Origin of the sequence: Marinobacter salsuginis, from assembly GCF_009617755.1 — a bacterium.
Lineage (GTDB): Bacteria > Pseudomonadota > Gammaproteobacteria > Pseudomonadales > Oleiphilaceae > Marinobacter > Marinobacter salsuginis.
Map to the genome: position 1 here is coordinate 1 of NZ_BGZH01000006.1, position 19,127 is coordinate 19,127.

Sequence of the window (19,127 nt, forward strand, 5' to 3'; positions counted from 1 at the left end):
CGGAGGGCGTCAGTCCCGCCAACGGCGGGATGAGCGAATAGCGAACCCGGAGAAGCCCGACCCGAAGGGCGCGCCCTCTCCGCCTCAGTTATGCATTAGATAGTTTCCGCCCGGAAACTTACGCCGACTTTCTGCCAGCTTGCCAATTCTACGAAACCATATAGGATTAAATTATCTTCAAGGTAGAAGTTTGTTGGTTACCGACCTTTTTGTAATGAACAACAAAGGGAACTTGGTTATGAAATATCTACTTTGCCTTCTTTCAGCCCTGTTGCTTTCTGCCTGTTCCTCGCAACCACGAGAACCAGAGCTACCAAAAGGCGAAATCGCTTTTCACAGCGAATGCCCAGGTGTTCCATTCGCGAGGTATCGGGACCAAACAGTTAAGCTAACCTTCAATGAGATTCTGAAGAAGAATGCCGAAGTTACTGCTGCCTTAAAAGCTCGTACCAAGACAGTTGAGACGATCGACGGCAGTGTTGAAATCGGAGGTAAGGCCGGTTCGAGTACCGATAACAGCATCACAGGATCCGCTACCTACAAATCCCTGATAAGTGCGGATGAAGCCGAAGTGAGAAGCGCATACCAAGACTCGATTTGCGTTACTCGCGATGTCCTGGATAACGTTGAACTAAGCGAAGAACAACGAGCCGAGTTTGTAGAATCCTTGCTGAGCACCATCGAAGCCCGAAAGGCTTGGATCGCAAACCCAAAGAAATGAGCGGTTGGGTTGAGCCAAAAGTGACCTTTCGGAAAAGGGTTACCGACTCAACCGCCCTTCTCGTTGTCGAAATCACCAATCGAAATCCATACCAAATGGATATTCGTTGGGTTGATATAAACGTATCAGGCTCTCACCCAACCGGTGAATCCTTCGATGCAGGAGGCATCACTTTTTCGACCGGAACAACCACAACGGGCGCGCGCTTGCCATTCGGTGAAATCTGGGTCGAACCTGGAAACATGCTTAAAATCAACACCAATGGTTCCAACGGCCCTTTTCACATCTCGCCCTATTCAACCGGCCATTTTGACATCAAGCTCTGCCGCAACCCGATTCCTGAAGTCTCTAAATCGCGTTCTGAACCGAGTGTCGCATTCTCGGCTTCAGCTGTGACGCAAACAAGCATGAGCAAAACGGCGGCCATCCAATCATACAGCCTCAATCCTTTGGTATCAGTGGAAATAGAAATCGTAAATCCTGACATAGATGGGAAAGACTTCGTTGCGAAGCAAGAAGTCCGCATTAGTGATCCGGATGTTCTTCCAAACTGCCCAACCCGCAGCCCTGACAAAAACACTGAACTTGAAGAGACCTACGAACTCATGTGCTTAGGGGACGCTGCATGCCCGTAGGCTTTCAATTCTAGTCTACGCCATTCCTGGTGGAGCAGCTCCCATTCCTCATTTGTTTCCGGCCGGAAACACTATCGAACCACCGCTCACCCTCTGACCGATCTCAGCCAAACCAGTCCATAAAGGTTTTGTGAGTCTCACATTCAAGCGAAGGCTGAATCTCCACTGAGCCAAAGCCTCCATCAGGTGTAATCGCATATGCCGCCACTCGAAAGGCCTCCAGTCCGTTTGGGAGAATTGCAATCGTTTCAAACGACGATTGAGAGAGGACGGCACAACTTCCCGAGTAATTGGGTGGCAAGTAACTGGTAGCAGCGGTGCCGCCTATTTCATCAGCGACCTGGGCGATTACGGCGCCGCAGAATTCGGGGCATTCCACTTTCACGATTGACCCTCTCGAAAACCATAGCCCTGGCAATGGGCCTCTTGATTAATCATGCTTTTCTTCCCTCAAAGGTCGCTTAACATCCCTATATGATATTATATACTCATCGGAGAAAGTAGAACCTGGATGGAAGGCCTTCTACGACGTGACGCCGCTGAGTTTCCGGCCGGAAACTTATATCTATTAGATCCGGAATCGATTCCGAAATCCGAGACCTATAAGAAAGATAAGCGCGATTGCAATCAAGCCCTGGGCTGCCATCAAGGCATACAGTGCGGGTTCCGCATCCTCGAAAATATTCCGAAACCCAATGAGGCGCAAAACACCCGCAGCAGGAAGAAACGGGAAGGTCCATGCAAACGAGAACAACAACGGTGACTCGATGCTATCGAACACATAACGATAGATAAGGCCAAAACCCGCCCAAGTAAAAATGAGCCAAAGCATCGGTAGAGCTATCGATTGCCCATAGTTGGAAGTGCACTCATAAATTAGGTCGAGCGTATCCGCGAGAAACCTGCCAACTCCTTTCCTGCGAAAACGGTTAAATCGCATTTCCTCGGCGTGACACGTCAACGCCAGGCCATGATCCTTGTTAGCCTCTGCAAGCTCTTTGATTCGCTGCAGTTTGGCGCCCCTGTTGGGCTCCTGCCGCTTTTGCTTGCTGGTCATCTGGGAGCCAAACTCCACATCAGTAAGACTGAGGTGTTTTTGAAATTCAGTACCCACTAGATTTGGAACAGGTCCAAACTTCAGACCATTAATAAATAACGGGCCCTTAAAGGTGGATCCTCGAAAAGAGAGCTCGCTTGTAAACACCTCTCCGTCTTTTTGACTAAATTCCAGTATTCCAGGAAAGTGGGCCTGTTTGAATACCACCTCACCAGGGCCAAGATCACTGAAGTTTAGTTCTGTTATTGCGCGCTCAGGGAATCTGGTAAACGCAAAGATCATATGCCCGCTTACCATGCCGAGCCCATCGAAGCGCAGCCGCCTGACTTCTTCGAAATTGGCATCGGTGAAGCGCAAATGGTTCTTCGTCCCTTCATGATCCGGGAATCCGAGTCGCAGGCCATTCACGCATACGTTCCCGCTTCGCCATTCCGTCTTTGTGAAGTCGACCTGAGACAGATTTGAAGCGCCCGCGAAGTCCAGCAGCAGGTCGCCTACATTCAGAATGGCTTCACGGAATGAAATACTTGTGCCCGTCGAAGCTTTGATTTGGAAGTGGAATTTTGGACCCTGCATCACACAGCAGGAGTCAGCTTGCCCAGGTTTCTTAAATGGCCCAAAGCTCAAACGCTTCTCGCCTAAGTCTTGAATCTGAATCTCGGCATTGTTGTAAAACCTCGCACCGTTAAACAGAACCTTGCCTTGGCCACTGAAGGAGCCCCCCTTGAACTTAAATACATCAAACGAGGATCCAGCAAAGGATAAGGTTCCGCTTCCAAAATGAGCGTCCTGGAACACGACAGCGCCTTGGAACGTCCCTGCAAACGTAATATCGCCATCGCCGAAGTCACACTTACCGAAATGCAGAGTCCTGGTGCCCCAGCCAATAAAAGGAAATTTCAAATCTCTTTGGCCAATGTCGCTCCGCAACTGCTTCCAATCCACCGCATCGAAGCAAATCTCAGCGCCATCTTTCGCTTCGCGCTTAAGAAATTGGCTTGCTTCATCAGGGGTTCGACACTGCAAAATCGTCTGCAGGAGGGTTTGAAGCCTTTCGCCGCTGATACTTTCCATTTACTGTCCTTGTTCAAGTGGCGTGTATTTTAAGGTGAGTTTCCGGCCGGAAACTAAAAGGCCCGCGATCGCGCGAGCCTTCGTCTTTAGTCGCCTTTAGCCTAGCAGGACCAATCCCTGCTGCATCCAATTTGTTTCCGGGCGGAAACTTTTTACGGAAGCGGTGCTGCCAAAGCCAGCAATGCATCATTACCCAGCCGCAAGTTCGAATGAAAGGCCGCTTGCGCTTGCGTCGCAGAAATATTCATTTCGTCAGCGGCCTCCTGGGCATTTCGCACCCATCCTTTCAAGCGCCCAAATTCCACGTTCAACCGGCACATCAAACGCTGATTTACCTTCAGATGTAGCGTTCCCTTCTTGTGAGCCTTTGCCTCGAAAGCGACAGCTCTTTGCCCGGTCTTTCGGTCGGTAAAATGAAAAAGCACTTTCTGGCCGGCCTCCCATTCCCGCCGGCCCGCTGGCGCCTCATGCCTGGTCTCAAATCCCAGATTATTAGCAACGGTCATTAGATCGTTCAAAAGGTCTGCCACGGTAGAATCGAGGGTAGGGGACTGATCTCCAAAATACCCATAATCCAGCGCTTTCCAACACTCCAGGATAATCCGATGATCGAGTTTGTACCTTTCGATCTCGGGCGTGCGCCCGTAACGCCAGCCTTCCTCGGCAAACGTCTTGACGTTGGATTTGTAATTTATGACGTTGGCTTTCTTGGTCATTCGCTCCACGAGCTCAATCAGCTGGTCATCAAAGTATTGATTGCAGTTTTTAATGAGCCAGGCACAGAGCGCATGCACATTATCCGGCGTGAAATCGATGCTCATCGAGGCCTGTAATTTGTCCATAACCCTTTGCCTTGTCTTCGTAGCCAGCCGAGAGGTAACCGGCCGGAAATTCTCGAACAGCTCACGCCAATAAACGTGCTTCAGGCCCTCAATCTTGAGCTTCAGCCCTTTGGCCAAGGCTTCGGTGCTTACCCCGAGCTCCCCAAGCAACACCGGATCGAGGCCGCAGATCCGCTCATAATCCCCGACCAAATCCGATAGATCGTTTTGGTAAAAATCAGACAACGCCTGCACCAGACCGCGACTAGTGATTAACTCCCGGCCGGTACTGATACGCTTCTTGGCTCTGGCCTCAATGGTTGCCTTTGGATCAAGATTGGAACAATCCGCGACCGTAGATTGAGGGGCAAAGTGTTGCTCAAACCAAAGATCAAACGGATCTACCCGCAACTCGTTAGACCGATAGCTCCGGCCACGATTGTGGCTGTGTTTATCTAAGCGGATTCGGACCACATCAACGACAGTGCGCGCGCGACGGTCGGCATCGGGGGTATCAAAAGAAAACTGAGCCAAAACTTCGGTTTCGGCCTTTCGACTTTCAATGGCAGACTGCAGAGATTTATCGTTCTGCCAACGTACCGGAATGATCAGGTAGATAAGCTTTGCGTTAGCTTCGCGAACGATCTTTTCTGACCAGGCTCCAAAGTGAGAGTAGGGCGGGTTCGAAAAGATCACATCGCATCGCAGATCTAAAAGCACCTGGGCGAATAGGTCAGTTCCAACAGTGACAATGCTTCGGTCCTGGCGCTCAACCAACATCAGACTCTTTTCAATGGCATATCGATCGCCGTCAGTCAGACGCATTAGGGCGCGCCCGTCCCCAGCACCGACATCAAGCGCCGAAAAGATAGGGTATTTGTCGCTGAACGGATCCGAAAGAATTGCCTGTATGTCCTTTCGGACAGCACTCAACATCTCATCGGTAGTGGGATAAAACTCGAAATCTTCGGAATGGTCTTTCAGTGCGGAAACAAGCGCAAGTGTACTCATGATGGGATTCTCCTAACTCGCCTCGACGCCGGCGAACGCGCTGCCAGCTAACTACTGGCACCCTCAAATACTCACATTTTGTCCGCATTTTGTCAATCTTTGGGTATATCTTTAGTATCGCCCATAACGTCCGCTGCTATCCTGAGTCAGAAGGGTGAACGCATAGAGAGCGGCGATATGATTTCCAGGGAAGAGATGGGGCAGATTGAGCGGAGTTGTAGGCCTTACAGGGTGAAGATCAACGCATGGTCTGCTTCTTTAAATTCAGAACCTCGCTACTACATAAACCTCTATAGCATGCCGGCAGGGGTAGGGCCCTGTCGAACGAAGCTCTGGTTTACGGACGATAACCCAAAAGTGCAGATCGATGACCGGTATTCGGCGCTTGATCATCGATTGAGCTCCCAGATCCAATATGTCCAGCAGGCGATCAATCGGTTTTTTGAAGAAAACAAACAATCGCTCTTGCAGAGAAAAAGAAGCAACCCGAACCCTTTCTAGTTTCCGGGGGATCCGTTTCCGCCCGGAAACATGAACCGTTTGGCATGATCAAAACGTACTACTGGCAATAAACTCGACTCCAGGTACACTCTGGCTATCTCGTTGGGTCGAGATGAGGCAAGGATGCCCGTTCACCGCAGTATGGTCTCTCGGGTGCGTCACCTGCTCAGTGGTGAGCCTGGCCGGGGGCACCCGGCACCACCTGTCCTTCACTTAAGGTCGTTAGGCAGATTCAATGGAATAAATTCAATACGAATTGCTAATTGTTCTTGAAGCGTCAGGTTTCTTTCCAACTTCCATCGATTCCAGCTCACCTCGCCGCCTAACCTCCCGATATCCTAAGCTTGGAGCCCATCAGGCACAGCAATTGCCTTTACAGACCAAACCCGTTTTTCTGAGGGAAGAATCATGAGATGGATTGCCTCGATAATACTGGCCTCAGCCACTTTCCCCGCCTCAGCTTTGCTATGTACAGAGGGCAGTAATTGGGATCCAGCCCTCTCCTTTACCGTCGCAAAACACGAAGCAAAGGTCGTTTCCGGACGGTTTATCGAGTATCAAAGCTGCGATGCGTATTGGGCTGAGCAAGATAGTTTTTATCCTGGTAAAGACTCGGGGCAGCGCTTTTTCGATTTAGGTGAGAGCGGGCCCGACTTTACATTGGATCTAGCGCCCATTGCCCCCTCACAAATTGGTGAAGTTGAAACAAATCCATCAGAAAACGTTAACCCACTTCTTCAACTTCTGAGAGAACGGGAGGAGAACGGACAACCACGCACTGTGATAACTCCGGAAGGCCCAAATGAAGATGGGATTAGACGTATCCCCAACACGGAGTTTCGAGGAAATGGCGGAATAAGGGGCAAGCTTGAAGTATCCGGAATTGGGCTAGAAGAGGCATCCCCTGATTACTTGATGCTCTCGATTTTTGGACTGGATTTTTCATCCGCTTCGGGTGATTTTTATGTACCGTTTTTATGGACCGATATAGGTGACGGAGATTGGTTGAGCATCTATCTTGATGGCGAAACCATCTGGGAATCATCAAACGACCAATTCAATGAGAACGAACTATATTTCGCTCAGTTTAGTGCTGAACTCTTCCAAGGATCCCACTCATTTCTGACCTTTTCTCTCAATAGTGTCGGCGATTCAAATGCCTCTCTAATTCTGGCTGAGGAATATCGCTATTTGAATGATGCTGTTCCAGTCTCCGAACCTGGAGGCCTCGCTCTTTTTGGAATTGGGTTAACTGGCGTGTTCTTTATGAGGAAAAAAAACCTTTAAAGCAAGCTAACAACAAAGAGAGGTAAAAGTTCTATCTATTCGCAAGGGCAGGGCAGGGCAGGGCGGCTACCCCGATCTGTCCAGCCGGTCATTTTTGTTCCGAACCATCCGAACCATTGGCCGCCCCTTGTCCATTACGCCGATCACGCCTGTATCGATCGCCGCACCCACCATATATATTCCTGGTCCCAGCCTTTGATAAGGCTCCAGAATCATCCGCCGCCACGATGTTATATCCAGGAGCACAGCTGAAAACGATGGGAGTCTGCGGATGACATCCCGATCGGCAATGCCGAGCCATGATCTCACTTCAATCTCGTGGGCTGTGACCACACCAATTGGCTGGTGAGAGGCGTAAGCATTGAGGGTGGCAAAATAGGTATTATGTCGTCGGCGGAATTCCACAATGTCACTCGCTGATAAACTGTATAAATATACAGTTTATCAGGAGGGCTTTCGAGATGAAAAAGCAGGACGAAACGAGGAGCCAAGAACCGTAGTAAGTGCTTACTATTACTTAACTCGCTGTCCTGGCATGCGGGAACTGGATCAGGCGGAGCAAGAATACTGAGAAGGGGCTCGACCTTCCACGACTTGTCCCGTCTTGTAATCCACCTTCTGTGTCTCTTCCAAGTCGGTTTCGTAACGCCACCCGGGACCGTAGTTCGTCATTAGATAAAAGCGCCTGAAACAGTCATATCCACCCTCGTTCACCAGGCTCCCGGCAGCCCTGCAACTGGCTTTATTCGCAGCTTCAGATAAGTAACAATTTACTGAAGTACCCCGAATTCTGCCCACCAAAGCCTTCGCCTGTAGCTCTTTCTCGAATCTATCCCCAGCAACACCCCGCACCTTTGCACCCTCAACCGTCCTGAGGTTGCCTTTCAGCTCCGACAACACGGGATGAGCCTCATGGATCTGGTCGATTTCCAGCTCGTTCGCCACTTCCCAGCCATTCTGGCCCATGATGAACTGAAGCTTGACCAACCTTCGCTCGTCATTACCGTCCAGGGCCTCTAAACCAACAAATGCGGTCGCCGGGTTAGCGGAACCGTTGGTATAGAGTGTCGTACCGAAGTCATTCAATACTGTGAGACGTTCATAATTCCGCCGGGTGTATCGTTTTGCCAGCAGCTTCAACGTGTCCAGACTTTGGTAGGTAGTATCTAACTTCCCCTGGATGACCTTGATATCGCCATACGTGGCGAAACCACTTCCTCGCAGCTCTGTCCCATGTTGTTCGGCGGTCAACACGATGGAGAAGGGTACTCCGAGTGGCTGAGAATCTCCGAACACCAGGTCCAGCTGATAGCTTCCCATCAGCGATTGGGTGTCAGGCACGCCTTGATCTTCAAGCTTTTGCTTCAAGCGCAGGTGCGGCACTAGGCCTGGCCCGTCCGATGGGACTTTGAACCCGTCGCCCGCCGGATTATCGTCAAACAATACGATTTCTGCAGAAAGATCAGCAAAAAAGTCTGAGCCCTGCCGCAACTCCAACGTACCTGATTTCAGGATGGCCTGTTCCACGGAGAATTGAACATCCCGAATTTTCCCAGATACGGGATCCCCAGTGCGCGTGGATGCCTGGGGTTTCTTTTCGTCGGGGGTTCGGTCAGACGCAGCCTGAGAAACCTGATCTGGCTCAGATTCACTAGTACATCCGAAGACTGCCAAAGCCACAAGGGCAATAATGATAGGTTTGAAGTTCTTCATTCAATTCCATCCTTAGACTTGATCAATTTTTGACTGCCGTTTTATCAGCAATAAAAACAGCTCTTTAGGTCCCATTTCCACCGATTTATCCACGAAAATGGCGAATAACTTTGCCCAGTAACAGCAAGAAAGCGGGGAGGGTAGGTGCTCTGAAGACGAAGCCCGAAGATCAGATCAGGGATCTTCCAACGCGCTCCTGGAGCCTTCGGTACCGCAGGCTTCTAAACTTTGGCAGCTCATTCACGAGCTGCTGAAATCGGCCAACCGTCCGCTCGCTCATGATCAGCCACTGATAGTCGAAGACGCCATGTTGGGTTTCGAGGAAAAGCTTTACGTCTGCTCTGGTCTCCTCAACCACTTTCACGAGTTCGAACTGTTCCACTGCGCCAAACGCCTCGGCCATCCCGTCCCCATGGGATTCAATCAACCGCACAGCATCACTCAGCGAAATAGCGCCCTCTTCATGATTGGACAGAGTTAGCGCAGCGAACCTTAAAAATCGGTCTCGGGCGAGTCGCTTCATCGTGTGCATTGTGTAACCCCCTTCCTTTGGTTTCTGACGCCCTGATTCCATCGGGAACAGGTGTAAAAAAATGCGGGTCAACACGGACCCGCATTACTAAGTTCCTTTTCAGCCCTGTGAGCGCTTCAACGCTGCCTTTACAACACTCAGTGGAGCAACACGATTCCCGCTGCCATCGAGACTGGCCAACAGGATGTTATTTTTGGGCGCTTTAGTCCGAATGCCGGCTATACGGAGCCGAAGCCCTGACAAAGTGATCTCGGCGTCCAGTGCACTCTCGGGCAGACCATAAAGCTCATGGAGGTCCAGGAAAGCCTGTCGCTCTTGCGTCATTACGACGCCGTCTTCACAGATGGTCGCAAGATTCAGCTTAAAACTGCCCGTGGTATCACCGTAGGTGGCACTTCCCGAAGTAATTTGCAGCCCAAGCTCTTTTGAAAGCTCGGCCAATTTCGCGTCCAGTGCCGGACGAATGACGTTTTTCAGGGTAGGGCGGTCGATAACATTTACTTGTGGCATAGGGTTTTCCTCGAATCAGAAGGGTATTAAAGATCGTTCGCGCAGTTGGCGGCTTGCAGGGACTGCTGATACAAGTAGTCGAAGTCTTCTTTCTCAAGATGTCTTCGAGCGAGCTCAACAAACACTTGCGAAACGGAGACATCGGCGCCTCCGCGATGCTTCACCGCTTTACTGGCTTTGATGGCCTGATTTATCTCTGCCAGCTCTAGCCGTGCTGCTTCGCGCTGTTGCTGAAGCTCTTCGATCTCATTCCCAATTCGCCGCTTTACTTCGTCTGTTGCGCTCGACATCCGCGCTTTCAGGCGGCGCTTTTCTTCATCGAGGTTGCCCATCGTCTCTATAAGCACGAGCCGACGCTGGTGTAGATTTACGAATTTCTCGGCCATCACTTTCACGCCCCCCATGCCATATCGACATCTTCCCTGGCCACTCTCAGACGACCGCCTCGTGTCTCAATAACCAGGGTGTTTTTATAGACCCGCTTAACCTTGGCCAGCACTCGACCCAACCGGACCGTCTGACCCCTTTTTACCTTTTCCATCTAACTTACCTCGCTTTGCGGTAAACCAATTTGAATGCCATTTAAGCGTAACTTTATCGCCTTTCTATGTCAATCTTTTTGTATATCTTTAAAGCCTAAAAAGATTAGATTATCTTTCAGAACAACAATAGCCGTCACCTGGAGTTTCCGGCCGGAAACAGATGATCCATGCTCAAAGAATCTTTATGTCTTTCCAGATGCTCAAGCGCCTGGCTCCTTGGAACAGAGGACTCAATGGGCAGGGGAACCACGTTGGAGCCAAAAGTCTTCTGGAACTGTTCGCCCAAATCGCCTTCGAATACAACACACCACAATCCGTTTCGCGTCACCAGATTCATCTCGAAACTCTCCAATTTCATATAGTTCTATATTAGATGGCACTATTTGATTCGAGTCAAAGTATTTTTGTTGAAAGTTTGACAAAAAAACCGGTAGGATGAGCCATTACTCACGTTCGCCGGTACTCGTGGCGACCTAACAGAAGGACCTACCCAATGGCGAAGCCCTTTGCCCCTAAGCTCAAACGCCCCATCAAAATTGCAGTAATCAACCGAAAAGGTGGCGTCGGCAAGACCAACACCACTATTAACCTGGCCTGTGAATTCGTGAATCGCGGGTACTCCACGGTGATCGCTGACACCGAGAAAGAAGGTGGTTGTGTCCACTGGCAAAGTTTGGCGGGTGATAACGCCAAAGTACCGGTGGTTGGAATGTATGACCCGATGATCAAGGTCAACATCAAAGCCTATGAAGGTTCCAACGACATCATCTTGATTGACACCGCAGGCATCATTGTTGATATGGACGATGAGGAAGACGGAAAAGCCAGCAAGATCAATAGCGCTGTTATGGCTATGGCAGACTACGTCATTGTTCCTCTGCAGCCCGCACCCGCAGACTTCCGCGCAACAGAGATCTGCGTGGAATCACTCAGCAAGATTCAAGAGTTTCGCGATGGAGCTCCGTTTTTCCGGGTTTTGTTGACCAGTACCCGCGCCAATGAAGATTTAACCAGGATGGCCTTGGAGTTATTCGGGGAGGACTACCCCTACCCAGTTTTCAAGACAACCATTCGTCGCTCTGAAGAGTTCAAGAAAGCCCACGCCTACGGCCAGGGCATCGTTGACTATGCCAAGCGATCGGAGTCTGCAAACGACATCCGAGACTTGGCCGACGAAATTCTGAAGGACCTGGATGAGGGCAAGGCATGAGCAAAAAGGCAGGCCTCAAAGCCGCTTTGGGTGGCGGCAGAAAAGAATCCACTGAGACCAGGGAAACTAGCAAACCCGTCGTTATTGCCGCGACTGGGGAACTTTGTCGTGTATTGATCTCATCGATCACCCCGGATCCTAACCAACCGCGCGAAACGTTCGATCCTAATTTCATTGATTCTCTAGCGCGCAAGCTCCAAAAGGACGGGCAGCATCAACCCATTACCGTGGTGATGACCGGACCTAATCAATACAAGATCCGCAACGGCGAAAACCGCTGGAAAGCTGCCCAAAAAGCCGGTTGGGAATATATCGACGCCATTGTTTATGAGTATGAGCCGGCGGAGCTTACCGCCCCAGAGCAGGCAGAAATTCTTCGGAAGCAGAAGTCTGACAACGATGATCGACGCCCTCTGACACCCTGGGAAGACATCAAAGCCTGTGCACGGTATGTGGAACTGTCCGGGAAAAAGCAGGGCGAGGCCGCAGAAGACTTGGATCTCTCGAAAACCGATCTCAGCAAACGCCTGAAGATTTTCAACGGTCCCGAAGAAATCCAGATGCTGGTTCGCGCTGAAGCGCTGACCAACCTGAACACCCTTGGCAGCCTGGTTGAATTATGGAAACTCGATCAGGAATACGCCGCGGCCGAAGCCCAGAAAATCCTTGAAGCTGGCCAAATTTCATCCGGGGCTGAACAGAAGTACGCCGCCAGGGTAAAAGCGCTTAAAGAGGGCAGGGAAGTACCAGGGTCCAAACCTGCAAAGAAAGAGCAAGAACCCCAGACGCCGAAACCAATGACGTTCTCGGCCAAGAAAGTGAATGTGGCCGAAAAGGGCGTGTTGGAAATTGAAGATGGGAAAGGCAACGCCATGCGCTTCAAAGTCCCAAGAAGCTGGAAGAAAGACTGGGAGAAAATCGGCGAAGCGCTGTTTGGCGGTAAATTATGAGCGATGAAACCAAAAAACAGAGAGTAGGGGATGGCCGCGTGTTCTTTGCGCACGTTTTGGCGGTTTTCGGGCCACAGGAAAGCCACGATGTCACCGCTCAACGCATTCTCGATATCGGCAGAGTCCGTTACGGTGCTGAGAGGGACAGTTTGAGAGGCAAACACCTCCGATCCTGGGCTGACGGCACCCGGATCGTTCCGAAATGGGCATACGCGGCCGCACTCGATTTGGCACTGGATAACGGATTCGAGCCAACCGATGACGACCAGGCCATCGCAACTTGGAAGACCTGGCGTTCCGAACGGCAGGCATTATCCGATGAGCAAGCCTTCACGGAGTTTCTGAGCTCTATCCCCTTATCCGACACACAACGGGCAGCTGTTCAGACATACGCGGGGTTAGGTCAATGAATATTCATCCTCAATCCTTCGCCAAGGCAGTAAGGGCTGTAAAGCCTTCTCCGGAACTGAAAGATCGCGCTTACCGCGTTCTAGTTGAAGGCGTACCAACTCTGGAAGTGTTTGAGCGAGACGCTCCAAATGCAGAGAGGGATTATCAGGTCCTTGTGGATCTGTTCAAGCACGCTGTGGCACCGACCGAACAACCGATGTTCACTCAATTGCAGCTTGTGTCGATCACCACAGAGTTTCGATACATCAAGTATTGGGTTTTCATGGCGTTGTCGCTTGTCCTGGTTGACGGCTATGGCATGTCCCAAGTCGGCCGTTTACTTGGAATGTCACGGCAACAAGTGAACATCGGGGTGACCAAAGCTAAGGAAAAGGCTTTGTTTCTTGGCATCCTGGATGACGCGCCGGATCTGGAGACGATCACTGTGCAAATCCCGAAAACTGTCGCAAAGCAGGTGAAAGATTACGAGCACGAATTTGCAAGCGCCACCGTGAAAGAGGGGGCCCAGAAGCGTCCTGTTTTCGCGATTCTCAACAATGAGGATGCAGATCGGGTAGAGCAATTCATTTCTGAATTAAAAGCAGTGAAAGCCAGTGCATAAATAGGGGGTCGACATTGATTGTCGACCCCATTGCTACCCTCGACACTGTTCCAAGATTTCTTTAATTCTGGCGCTCTCATCAGGCTTTGGCTGTAGTCGATATTTCAATACGATCCTCGTGAATCTCGCCGTATAGCCACACCGGCCCTCTGGCGGCAACCACTCGTCCGGCCCCTTATCGGACTTTGATCGATTGAGGGAGGATTCTACGATAAGCACATTAGACGGATCGTTGGCAAAAGCCTCTCGTTTTTCAACGGACCATTCCGAGGCACCTCTTTGCCAACTCCATGAAAGCGGGACCAGGTGATCGGCATCTAGCTGGCGCGCATCCTGAATGACCTGATTGGTGAACGGGCTTATCCAACGCCCAAACACGACAGTGCATTTGGATTCGTCCTTAAATCGAACTGGCGCGGTAGAGCGCTCTACCAAGAGTTCGTGGCGGGTATTTTGGCAATCACCATCGTCATCCGCCCACCCGTTTCCATAGTGAGCACGACTGTAAACCTGGGCTTTGATTTCTTCCTGAGTAGCACTGGCTCCCTTGGGCAGGCGACCACCAGACTGCGTACACGCCTTGAGGGTCCGGAATCCCTGGTAGTTTTTAACAACCTCGTACCAAGGGCTCTGTGGATCATGGCAAATACCCGACCCGGACTTTTTGATCACATCGGCTGCCCCAACCAAGGGCAGAGCCGATAAAACTAAGATCAGTAGCCATGCAGGTCGGCACCCAATCACGATTTACCTCCCTTCTTTCTTGGATCCGAGGCCTTTTCTGGTGACCGAGATTCATTTCCTGGCTTTTGAGACTCGTGCACTTCCTCTTTGGTCTCTTTGTTCTGGGTTTCGTTGGCTGCCAGCCGGGTTTCCAGTTGGGTGACTAGTCTCTCGGCCTCCTTCTGGGCGGAGCGGGCTTCGTCACGCTCCTTCTTTCGTTCTTCCGATTGTGCGGCGATCGCTTTCTTTTCAGCCTCAAGCTCACGCAGCATCCCTTGAGCCTCCGACAACTGATGACTCAGCTTTGCTGCCTCTTCCTCACGGCTTTCTACTATCGTCGCCCAACCATCCCGCTGTTTTCGAAGATCAGCTTTGTCGCTCTCCAGGCTCTCATTAGCTTTTTTGAGACCTGCAACCTCACCCTTCAAATCACTGGCCTTTTCTTGCTCTTTGCTTAACTTCTGTTCCGAAACAGCAAGATCCTTTTCCAGCTTTACCAGTTTGTTGCCGAGCTCTTTCCGGTCATCATTGACTGACTGAAGCTCCTTTCTCGTGCCTTCAAGCGCTTCCTGAAGGCTTTGCACTTGCCCTTCTAGCTCGTCAAAGGCCGCTGTGGCATCAATCAGCTCTGCTTCCGCGCTTTGTTGTTGCTCCTTGGCCGACTTCATGACATCGGCTACCCGTCGCTCTGCGGTTTTAACAGCACGGTTGTTAAGATTGATCGCAAGTGTTCTGACCTGATCCAGGAATGAGCTGGTCATTTCATTCAGTGCTTCTTCAACCTCAACAGGCAGATCCTGGACGGGCTCGCTTTCAACAACCTCCTGGCTCTGGCGGTAGTCCTCCCAAACCCTCACCAATCGCGACGGGTTGCCGCCCCCGATTTCCTTTCTCAAGGCAAAACCGGTTACTCGCCGACCGGCGCCTAACAACCGCTTGGCCGCTTCGATGATTTGCTCGTCTTCAAATTCCGCAGGGCGCATATGAACCTCGAACTAGTAGGGATATGCATCAAGTATAGCGTTTTATAAGAAATAAACAAACAAACAAATAAACAAATAAACAAATAAAGAAATAAATTAAAGACAAAGAAGCCACGATGTTTTCGATGGAGCGCATCTTGGGCGCACAGATCAATCCGCAGCAATCAAATTGAACGCAGCGCACTGCTTGTGTGCCTAAACGTCACACAGATTGATTTTTGAGCAAGGGCAGAGTAGAGTAATGATGCTGGCAACAGTTAGAGGAAACAGGTTGTATTTCGTCGCACGCACTTGCCAAACCCGGGCTTTAAAACAGGGTCGCCTGAGCCAGCCAACGATAAATACTAGGAGCCAATCATGACCAAGCTGGGAAACGGATCTGCTGATCCGCGCCTTGTTGCGCGAGTCAGTCCGGAGATCCAAAAACACATAGCGCAAGCGGCTGAGCTCAGTGGAGTGACCTTGTCACAATTTGTGATTGAGTCATCCATGGACAGGGCAGATAAGGTTATTGAACAGATGACACGCATCAAGGTGACCGTTGAGACCGGTAACCGAATGCTGAGTCTGATGGATCAAAGACTTCGGAAACCTAAGTCAAGCAAGCTCATTCAGGACGCGCTCGATTACAGGGAAACGATAGATGCGAGCGAAACTTACACCGATTCAGAAGAGGCATAACCGCAGAGATTTTGACTGCGGTAATGAACAACTGAATAACTATTTAGCTAACAGCGCGCGGTCATCCGACTCCAAAAGGATGACAAGGACATTTGTCCTGGAGGATCCAAGAGACTCAAATAGGGTCATGGGTTTTGTAACGCTGACTCCCACCACAATCGACATTCCAGATGAGTGCTTTGCCGGCCGTAAACTTAAGAGTCCGGTACCCGCTCTGTTGCTCGCCAAAATGGCGGTGGATATCCGGTACAAGGGGCAGGGGTGCGGTAAACGTCTTTTTACCTACTCGATCATTACCGCAGCTGAGATTTCAGATGCCGTAGGTGGCGTAGGCTTGGTTATTGATGCCAAGGACCAGGATGCCAAAGCGTTTTACCTTGATAGGGCAGGTGACGACCTTGAGATCATCGATGAGACCGGCCTGAAGCTGTGGCTCCCGATAGGCGTATGCAACTTCATTGCAGGCATGGCGTAGATCGCTCGTCGCTTATCACTGGTCTGCAGACCGTATTGCTTTTAGAGAGAATCCATCTTTGAAAGGCAATGCGCTCCAGCTAACGGGGTCCTGGAGACCGGGGCAGCAGTTACAACGGCATCATCCAGGTTGCCGGTCGCTGGTGTGCCTGTATCAGAGATAGAAGTCCATAAGCCATGTTTGCACTATTTCCTATTTATGTAGTTATGTTTGTTTCTTCTCGAAAAAATCCAGAAGAAACATGATGCTAGAAAAAGAAAGGCAACCTGAATGAAGATTCAGTACCTTCGAGACGGTCTGAAGCAACTCAATGACGGGGAAATTGCCGTTCACTGACGTTTGGCGGCAACTTAATGACGGCGATAAACAACCAAATGATGCCGGCAAGGGAATTTCCCTGGAGGCGGGTTCTTGGCAGTCATAGACTGGGAGGGGCAACCAAATGACGGCGTTTCAGAGGGGTGCAGAGCGCTTTCAGAGTCAGCTTCACAGAGCCCTATAGGCTGCTTAACCCTGATTTCATTAGTTTTCAGGGTAATAATCGGCAACCGGATGACGTTTTGGGTCGACTAAAGCAACCTGATGACGGTCAAATCAGAGAGCGCAGGCAGATTTAAAAGCAACTCGATGACGGTCGAACGCACTTTTCCTGAACCATACGCCGCAAAAGGCAACCTGATGACGGCATGGAAACGACACAAGCCCTCGAAAAGCAACTCAATGACGGTAATCACGCCGGTTTGGGCAACTCAAAGACGGTCTTTCCAGGCTGAACCTCGGAAATTACAGAGTCACTCAACGTGGCGAGACACTTCAGGCAACCTGATGACGGCCTGAGGTGGAAGATAGGTGCAATAAACATCGATAACATGACCATATTGCACGAAAATCAGCCAGCTTTCCTCTGATCAACTATTCACGGCGTCATTTGGTTGCCTCAAAACCGTCATCAGGTTGCCTTTGACCATCCTTTGGTTGCTTCTGGCTTTGTGCCCTTGAAGCGAAATCAGTTGGGTGATATTTGTTCAAACCATCATTTCATCTATATGGGGCTCACCGTGGGTCAAGCAGCTGAAGCCAGTCACCAGCTGGATTTAATTCCACTGAACGAAAACACCCCAAAACTGCGAGTTGCCAAGGCCAACGCACTCGTTGAGGCGCAATTCGAGCTCACCAGCCAAGAGCACAAACTTCTTTTGGTTGCCATGGCACAGATCCGCAAGGATCAGACCCAGTTCCATGAACAGGTTTTTCAGGTACAAGATCTGGTCGAGCACCTGGAGCTGAATCCGAAAAACGCATACCGAGATCTGCGCCGGATTTCCAAAGGGATTATGAGTAAGCAAGTCACCATCCGGAACGACGATACCGGGGAGTGGCGCATGTACCAGTGGGTTTCCAAAGCCTACTGCGAGCGAGGGACATTCGGCATCAAATTCAGTGAAGAGCTCAAGCCCTTCCTTATTGGCTTGGTCGGACGCTTCACTCTGTATGAGCTTGGTCGAATTCTTCGGATGAAATCGAATTACGCGATCCGACTCTATGAGCTCTTCCAGCAATATCGCAAGTTCGGCAACCGGGTGGTGGGCCTCGATCCCAAATTGGCTGCACGCAACGGCTGGGACAACTTTTCCAAGTTGATGGGTTACAACCACGAGACATACGAGCGGTTCGCCAATCTCAACCAGAAAGTACTTCAACCGGCGATTGCCCAGATTGAGCAGTTCACCGAGTTCAAAAAGGTCTACGTAAAGAAAATTAAGCACGGCCGTAAAACGGTTGCCTTAGAGTTCGAGTGGAAAACCATCGACACTCTGGAAGATCTGCCTAATCACCCTCTTTATTCGGATCTGAGAGCACTCGGCGTCACCGACGCAACTTGCAGAGAAATCTTCTCTAAGTTCGATGAGGACCGAATCGTAAGAAACTTGGCCCTGGCCAAAGCTCACCATCGGTCTCAAACCCTGAGCAATCCTGCAGGGTGGTTCGTCACTGCAGTAAGAGAAAATTACGCGGATCCGGAATTGCCCCTGGACGCCATTGCTCAGGACCAAGATCCAAAGACCGAGTCTACAAAATCGAAGCCTGAGCATCCGCTGTTTCACGATTGCGCAACTCCTGCAGAATTCCGTAATTTGGTTGCCGCTGAAAAGGAGAGGGGAGAGAGGTTCTCCAGCTACTCCGAATTTTTGAACTACTCGGTCAATCAACAGGTGGAGAGATACCAAGGCTCCAGTACTGATTGATCGTCGTGCAACAAGGCCAGAGGGATAACTAGGGCCAACTTACATTCAGTGCAGATCCAGGGCCGTGCCGCAAAGACTAAGGATTGAAAGAAATGACTGACGAACTCAACTGGAAAAAATTCCAGTTCATTACCGAAGTGCAAACGGCACTGATTAACAATGCAATTAACCTCAGCCTGGAAAGTAGTGCGAAAGAGCGCCGACACATATTCTCTGCGACGGGCACACTCATTAATATGGATGACGCCTTTTACGCTGCCGAGCGAATTCCACATAACATGACTGCTCATGAGGCGGCGAGCGAATTCGTTGGATTCGTTTGCGAGAACTTACGCGAGCAAGGGGACACCGTACCCAGCTGGTTCGCTCGTGACTGACCGAAGTGGTTCATGACATAGCTGTGAACCGACCCATCTTGCAATCCAACTGTTTCTCATCAATAT

20 protein-coding genes are annotated in these 19,127 nt (G+C 50.5%); 11 read left to right on the forward strand and 9 right to left on the reverse strand.

The window, feature by feature from the left end:
* Positions 1-238: 238 nt before the first annotated feature.
* Both GJU83_RS18330 and GJU83_RS18335 read left to right on the forward strand, forming a co-directional pair.
* On the forward strand, positions 239-721 hold the full coding sequence (locus GJU83_RS18330) for a hypothetical protein (RefSeq protein ID WP_153634920.1): 483 nt from the start codon (positions 239-241) through the stop codon (positions 719-721).
* The gene (locus tag GJU83_RS18335) at positions 697-1,356 is read left to right on the forward strand and encodes a hypothetical protein (RefSeq protein ID WP_153634921.1); all 660 of its coding nucleotides are present in this window, start codon (positions 697-699) and stop codon (positions 1,354-1,356) included. The genes GJU83_RS18330 and GJU83_RS18335 overlap by 25 nt, the downstream gene beginning before the upstream one ends.
* Positions 1,357-1,924: 568 nt before the next feature.
* Here GJU83_RS18335 and GJU83_RS18340 read toward each other — a convergent pair.
* On the reverse strand, positions 1,925-3,487 hold the full coding sequence (locus GJU83_RS18340) for a hypothetical protein (RefSeq protein ID WP_153634922.1): 1,563 nt from the start codon (positions 3,485-3,487) through the stop codon (positions 1,925-1,927).
* Between the two features lie 152 nt (positions 3,488-3,639).
* Positions 3,640-5,319 (reverse strand): DUF4942 domain-containing protein, encoded by a 1,680-nt coding sequence (locus tag GJU83_RS18345; protein WP_153634923.1) that lies wholly within the window; start codon positions 5,317-5,319, stop codon positions 3,640-3,642.
* A gap of 909 nt (positions 5,320-6,228) precedes the next feature.
* Here GJU83_RS18345 and GJU83_RS18350 point away from each other — a divergent pair.
* Complete coding sequence (locus tag GJU83_RS18350; protein ID WP_153634924.1) at positions 6,229-7,107, forward strand: PEP-CTERM sorting domain-containing protein; 879 nt, start codon at positions 6,229-6,231, stop codon at positions 7,105-7,107.
* A 549-nt stretch (positions 7,108-7,656) separates the two neighbouring features.
* On the opposite strand, the gene GJU83_RS18355 is transcribed toward GJU83_RS18350, so the two are convergent.
* The 5 genes from GJU83_RS18355 to GJU83_RS18375 form a co-directional block, all read right to left on the reverse strand.
* Positions 7,657-8,820, reverse strand: coding sequence for a hypothetical protein (locus GJU83_RS18355; RefSeq protein WP_153634925.1), 1,164 nt, complete (start codon positions 8,818-8,820; stop codon positions 7,657-7,659).
* A 169-nt stretch (positions 8,821-8,989) separates the two neighbouring features.
* Positions 8,990-9,352 carry a hypothetical protein gene (locus GJU83_RS18360; protein WP_153634926.1) on the reverse strand — a complete coding sequence of 121 codons (363 nt, stop codon included), beginning with the start codon at positions 9,350-9,352 and terminating at the stop codon, positions 8,990-8,992.
* 99 nt (positions 9,353-9,451) lie between these two features.
* Positions 9,452-9,862, reverse strand: a complete 411-nt coding sequence (locus GJU83_RS18365) for a hypothetical protein (protein ID WP_104272360.1) — start codon at positions 9,860-9,862, stop codon at positions 9,452-9,454.
* A gap of 26 nt (positions 9,863-9,888) precedes the next feature.
* A complete protein-coding gene (locus tag GJU83_RS18370) occupies positions 9,889-10,248 on the reverse strand; it encodes a hypothetical protein (RefSeq protein ID WP_146083436.1) in 360 nt (119 codons plus the stop codon).
* A 5-nt stretch (positions 10,249-10,253) separates the two neighbouring features.
* Positions 10,254-10,403, reverse strand: a complete 150-nt coding sequence (locus tag GJU83_RS18375) for a hypothetical protein (RefSeq protein WP_153634927.1) — start codon at positions 10,401-10,403, stop codon at positions 10,254-10,256.
* Between the two features lie 494 nt (positions 10,404-10,897).
* On the opposite strand from GJU83_RS18375, the gene GJU83_RS18380 reads away from it, so the two are divergent.
* From GJU83_RS18380 to GJU83_RS18395, 4 genes are read left to right on the forward strand one after another with little or no spacing between them, the layout of a single operon-like run.
* Positions 10,898-11,614 carry a nucleotide-binding protein gene (locus GJU83_RS18380; RefSeq protein WP_099620033.1) on the forward strand — a complete coding sequence of 239 codons (717 nt, stop codon included), beginning with the start codon at positions 10,898-10,900 and terminating at the stop codon, positions 11,612-11,614.
* The gene (locus tag GJU83_RS18385) at positions 11,611-12,564 is read left to right on the forward strand and encodes a ParB/RepB/Spo0J family partition protein (protein WP_104272353.1); all 954 of its coding nucleotides are present in this window, start codon (positions 11,611-11,613) and stop codon (positions 12,562-12,564) included. The genes GJU83_RS18380 and GJU83_RS18385 overlap by 4 nt, the downstream gene beginning before the upstream one ends.
* Positions 12,561-12,974 carry a hypothetical protein gene (locus tag GJU83_RS18390; protein ID WP_153634928.1) on the forward strand — a complete coding sequence of 138 codons (414 nt, stop codon included), beginning with the start codon at positions 12,561-12,563 and terminating at the stop codon, positions 12,972-12,974. Before GJU83_RS18385 ends, GJU83_RS18390 begins: the two co-directional genes overlap by 4 nt.
* The gene (locus GJU83_RS18395; protein WP_153634929.1) at positions 12,971-13,576 is read left to right on the forward strand and encodes a hypothetical protein; all 606 of its coding nucleotides are present in this window, start codon (positions 12,971-12,973) and stop codon (positions 13,574-13,576) included. Before GJU83_RS18390 ends, GJU83_RS18395 begins: the two co-directional genes overlap by 4 nt.
* 33 nt (positions 13,577-13,609) lie before the next feature.
* Here the strand turns inward: GJU83_RS18395 and GJU83_RS19185 are convergent, their stop codons facing one another.
* Both GJU83_RS19185 and GJU83_RS18405 read right to left on the reverse strand, forming a co-directional pair.
* The gene (locus tag GJU83_RS19185) at positions 13,610-14,320 is read right to left on the reverse strand and encodes an HNH endonuclease family protein (protein WP_306344530.1); all 711 of its coding nucleotides are present in this window, start codon (positions 14,318-14,320) and stop codon (positions 13,610-13,612) included.
* Complete coding sequence (locus GJU83_RS18405) at positions 14,317-15,282, reverse strand: DNA-binding protein (protein ID WP_104272349.1); 966 nt, start codon at positions 15,280-15,282, stop codon at positions 14,317-14,319. Before GJU83_RS18405 ends, GJU83_RS19185 begins: the two co-directional genes overlap by 4 nt.
* Positions 15,283-15,639: 357 nt before the next feature.
* Here GJU83_RS18405 and GJU83_RS18410 point away from each other — a divergent pair, with 357 nt between their 5' ends.
* From GJU83_RS18410 to GJU83_RS18425, 4 genes are all read left to right on the forward strand, one after another.
* Positions 15,640-15,963, forward strand: coding sequence for a type II toxin-antitoxin system TacA family antitoxin (locus tag GJU83_RS18410; protein ID WP_153634930.1), 324 nt, complete (start codon positions 15,640-15,642; stop codon positions 15,961-15,963).
* A 127-nt stretch (positions 15,964-16,090) separates the two neighbouring features.
* On the forward strand, positions 16,091-16,438 hold the full coding sequence (locus tag GJU83_RS18415) for a GNAT family N-acetyltransferase (protein ID WP_228715210.1): 348 nt from the start codon (positions 16,091-16,093) through the stop codon (positions 16,436-16,438).
* 932 nt (positions 16,439-17,370) lie between these two features.
* Entirely contained in the window at positions 17,371-18,684 is a 1,314-nt protein-coding gene (locus GJU83_RS18420) for a replication initiation protein (protein WP_228715211.1), read from the forward strand.
* 92 nt (positions 18,685-18,776) lie between these two features.
* Entirely contained in the window at positions 18,777-19,061 is a 285-nt protein-coding gene (locus GJU83_RS18425) for a hypothetical protein (protein WP_104272344.1), read from the forward strand.
* Positions 19,062-19,127: the final 66 nt, after the last annotated feature.

Bases quoted from the DNA above. Each gene is read 5' to 3' on its own strand.
- GJU83_RS18345 (WP_153634923.1), bottom strand. From the start codon at position 5,319: ATGAGTACACTTGCGCTTGTTTCCGCACTGAAAGACCATTCCGAAGAT.
- GJU83_RS18395 (WP_153634929.1), top strand. From the start codon at position 12,971: ATGAATATTCATCCTCAATCCTTCGCCAAGGCAGTAAGGGCTGTAAAG.
- GJU83_RS18360 (WP_153634926.1), bottom strand. From the start codon at position 9,352: ATGCACACGATGAAGCGACTCGCCCGAGACCGATTTTTAAGGTTCGCT.
- GJU83_RS18405 (WP_104272349.1), bottom strand. From the start codon at position 15,282: ATGCGCCCTGCGGAATTTGAAGACGAGCAAATCATCGAAGCGGCCAAG.
- GJU83_RS18385 (WP_104272353.1), top strand. From the start codon at position 11,611: ATGAGCAAAAAGGCAGGCCTCAAAGCCGCTTTGGGTGGCGGCAGAAAA.
- GJU83_RS18410 (WP_153634930.1), top strand. From the start codon at position 15,640: ATGACCAAGCTGGGAAACGGATCTGCTGATCCGCGCCTTGTTGCGCGA.
- GJU83_RS18375 (WP_153634927.1), bottom strand. From the start codon at position 10,403: ATGGAAAAGGTAAAAAGGGGTCAGACGGTCCGGTTGGGTCGAGTGCTG.
- GJU83_RS18330 (WP_153634920.1), top strand. From the start codon at position 239: ATGAAATATCTACTTTGCCTTCTTTCAGCCCTGTTGCTTTCTGCCTGT.
- GJU83_RS18350 (WP_153634924.1), top strand. From the start codon at position 6,229: ATGAGATGGATTGCCTCGATAATACTGGCCTCAGCCACTTTCCCCGCC.
- GJU83_RS18370 (WP_146083436.1), bottom strand. From the start codon at position 10,248: ATGGCCGAGAAATTCGTAAATCTACACCAGCGTCGGCTCGTGCTTATA.
- GJU83_RS18365 (WP_104272360.1), bottom strand. From the start codon at position 9,862: ATGCCACAAGTAAATGTTATCGACCGCCCTACCCTGAAAAACGTCATT.
- GJU83_RS18340 (WP_153634922.1), bottom strand. From the start codon at position 3,487: ATGGAAAGTATCAGCGGCGAAAGGCTTCAAACCCTCCTGCAGACGATT.
- GJU83_RS18390 (WP_153634928.1), top strand. From the start codon at position 12,561: ATGAGCGATGAAACCAAAAAACAGAGAGTAGGGGATGGCCGCGTGTTC.
- GJU83_RS18355 (WP_153634925.1), bottom strand. From the start codon at position 8,820: ATGAAGAACTTCAAACCTATCATTATTGCCCTTGTGGCTTTGGCAGTC.
- GJU83_RS18380 (WP_099620033.1), top strand. From the start codon at position 10,898: ATGGCGAAGCCCTTTGCCCCTAAGCTCAAACGCCCCATCAAAATTGCA.
- GJU83_RS18415 (WP_228715210.1), top strand. From the start codon at position 16,091: ATGGGTTTTGTAACGCTGACTCCCACCACAATCGACATTCCAGATGAG.
- GJU83_RS18425 (WP_104272344.1), top strand. From the start codon at position 18,777: ATGACTGACGAACTCAACTGGAAAAAATTCCAGTTCATTACCGAAGTG.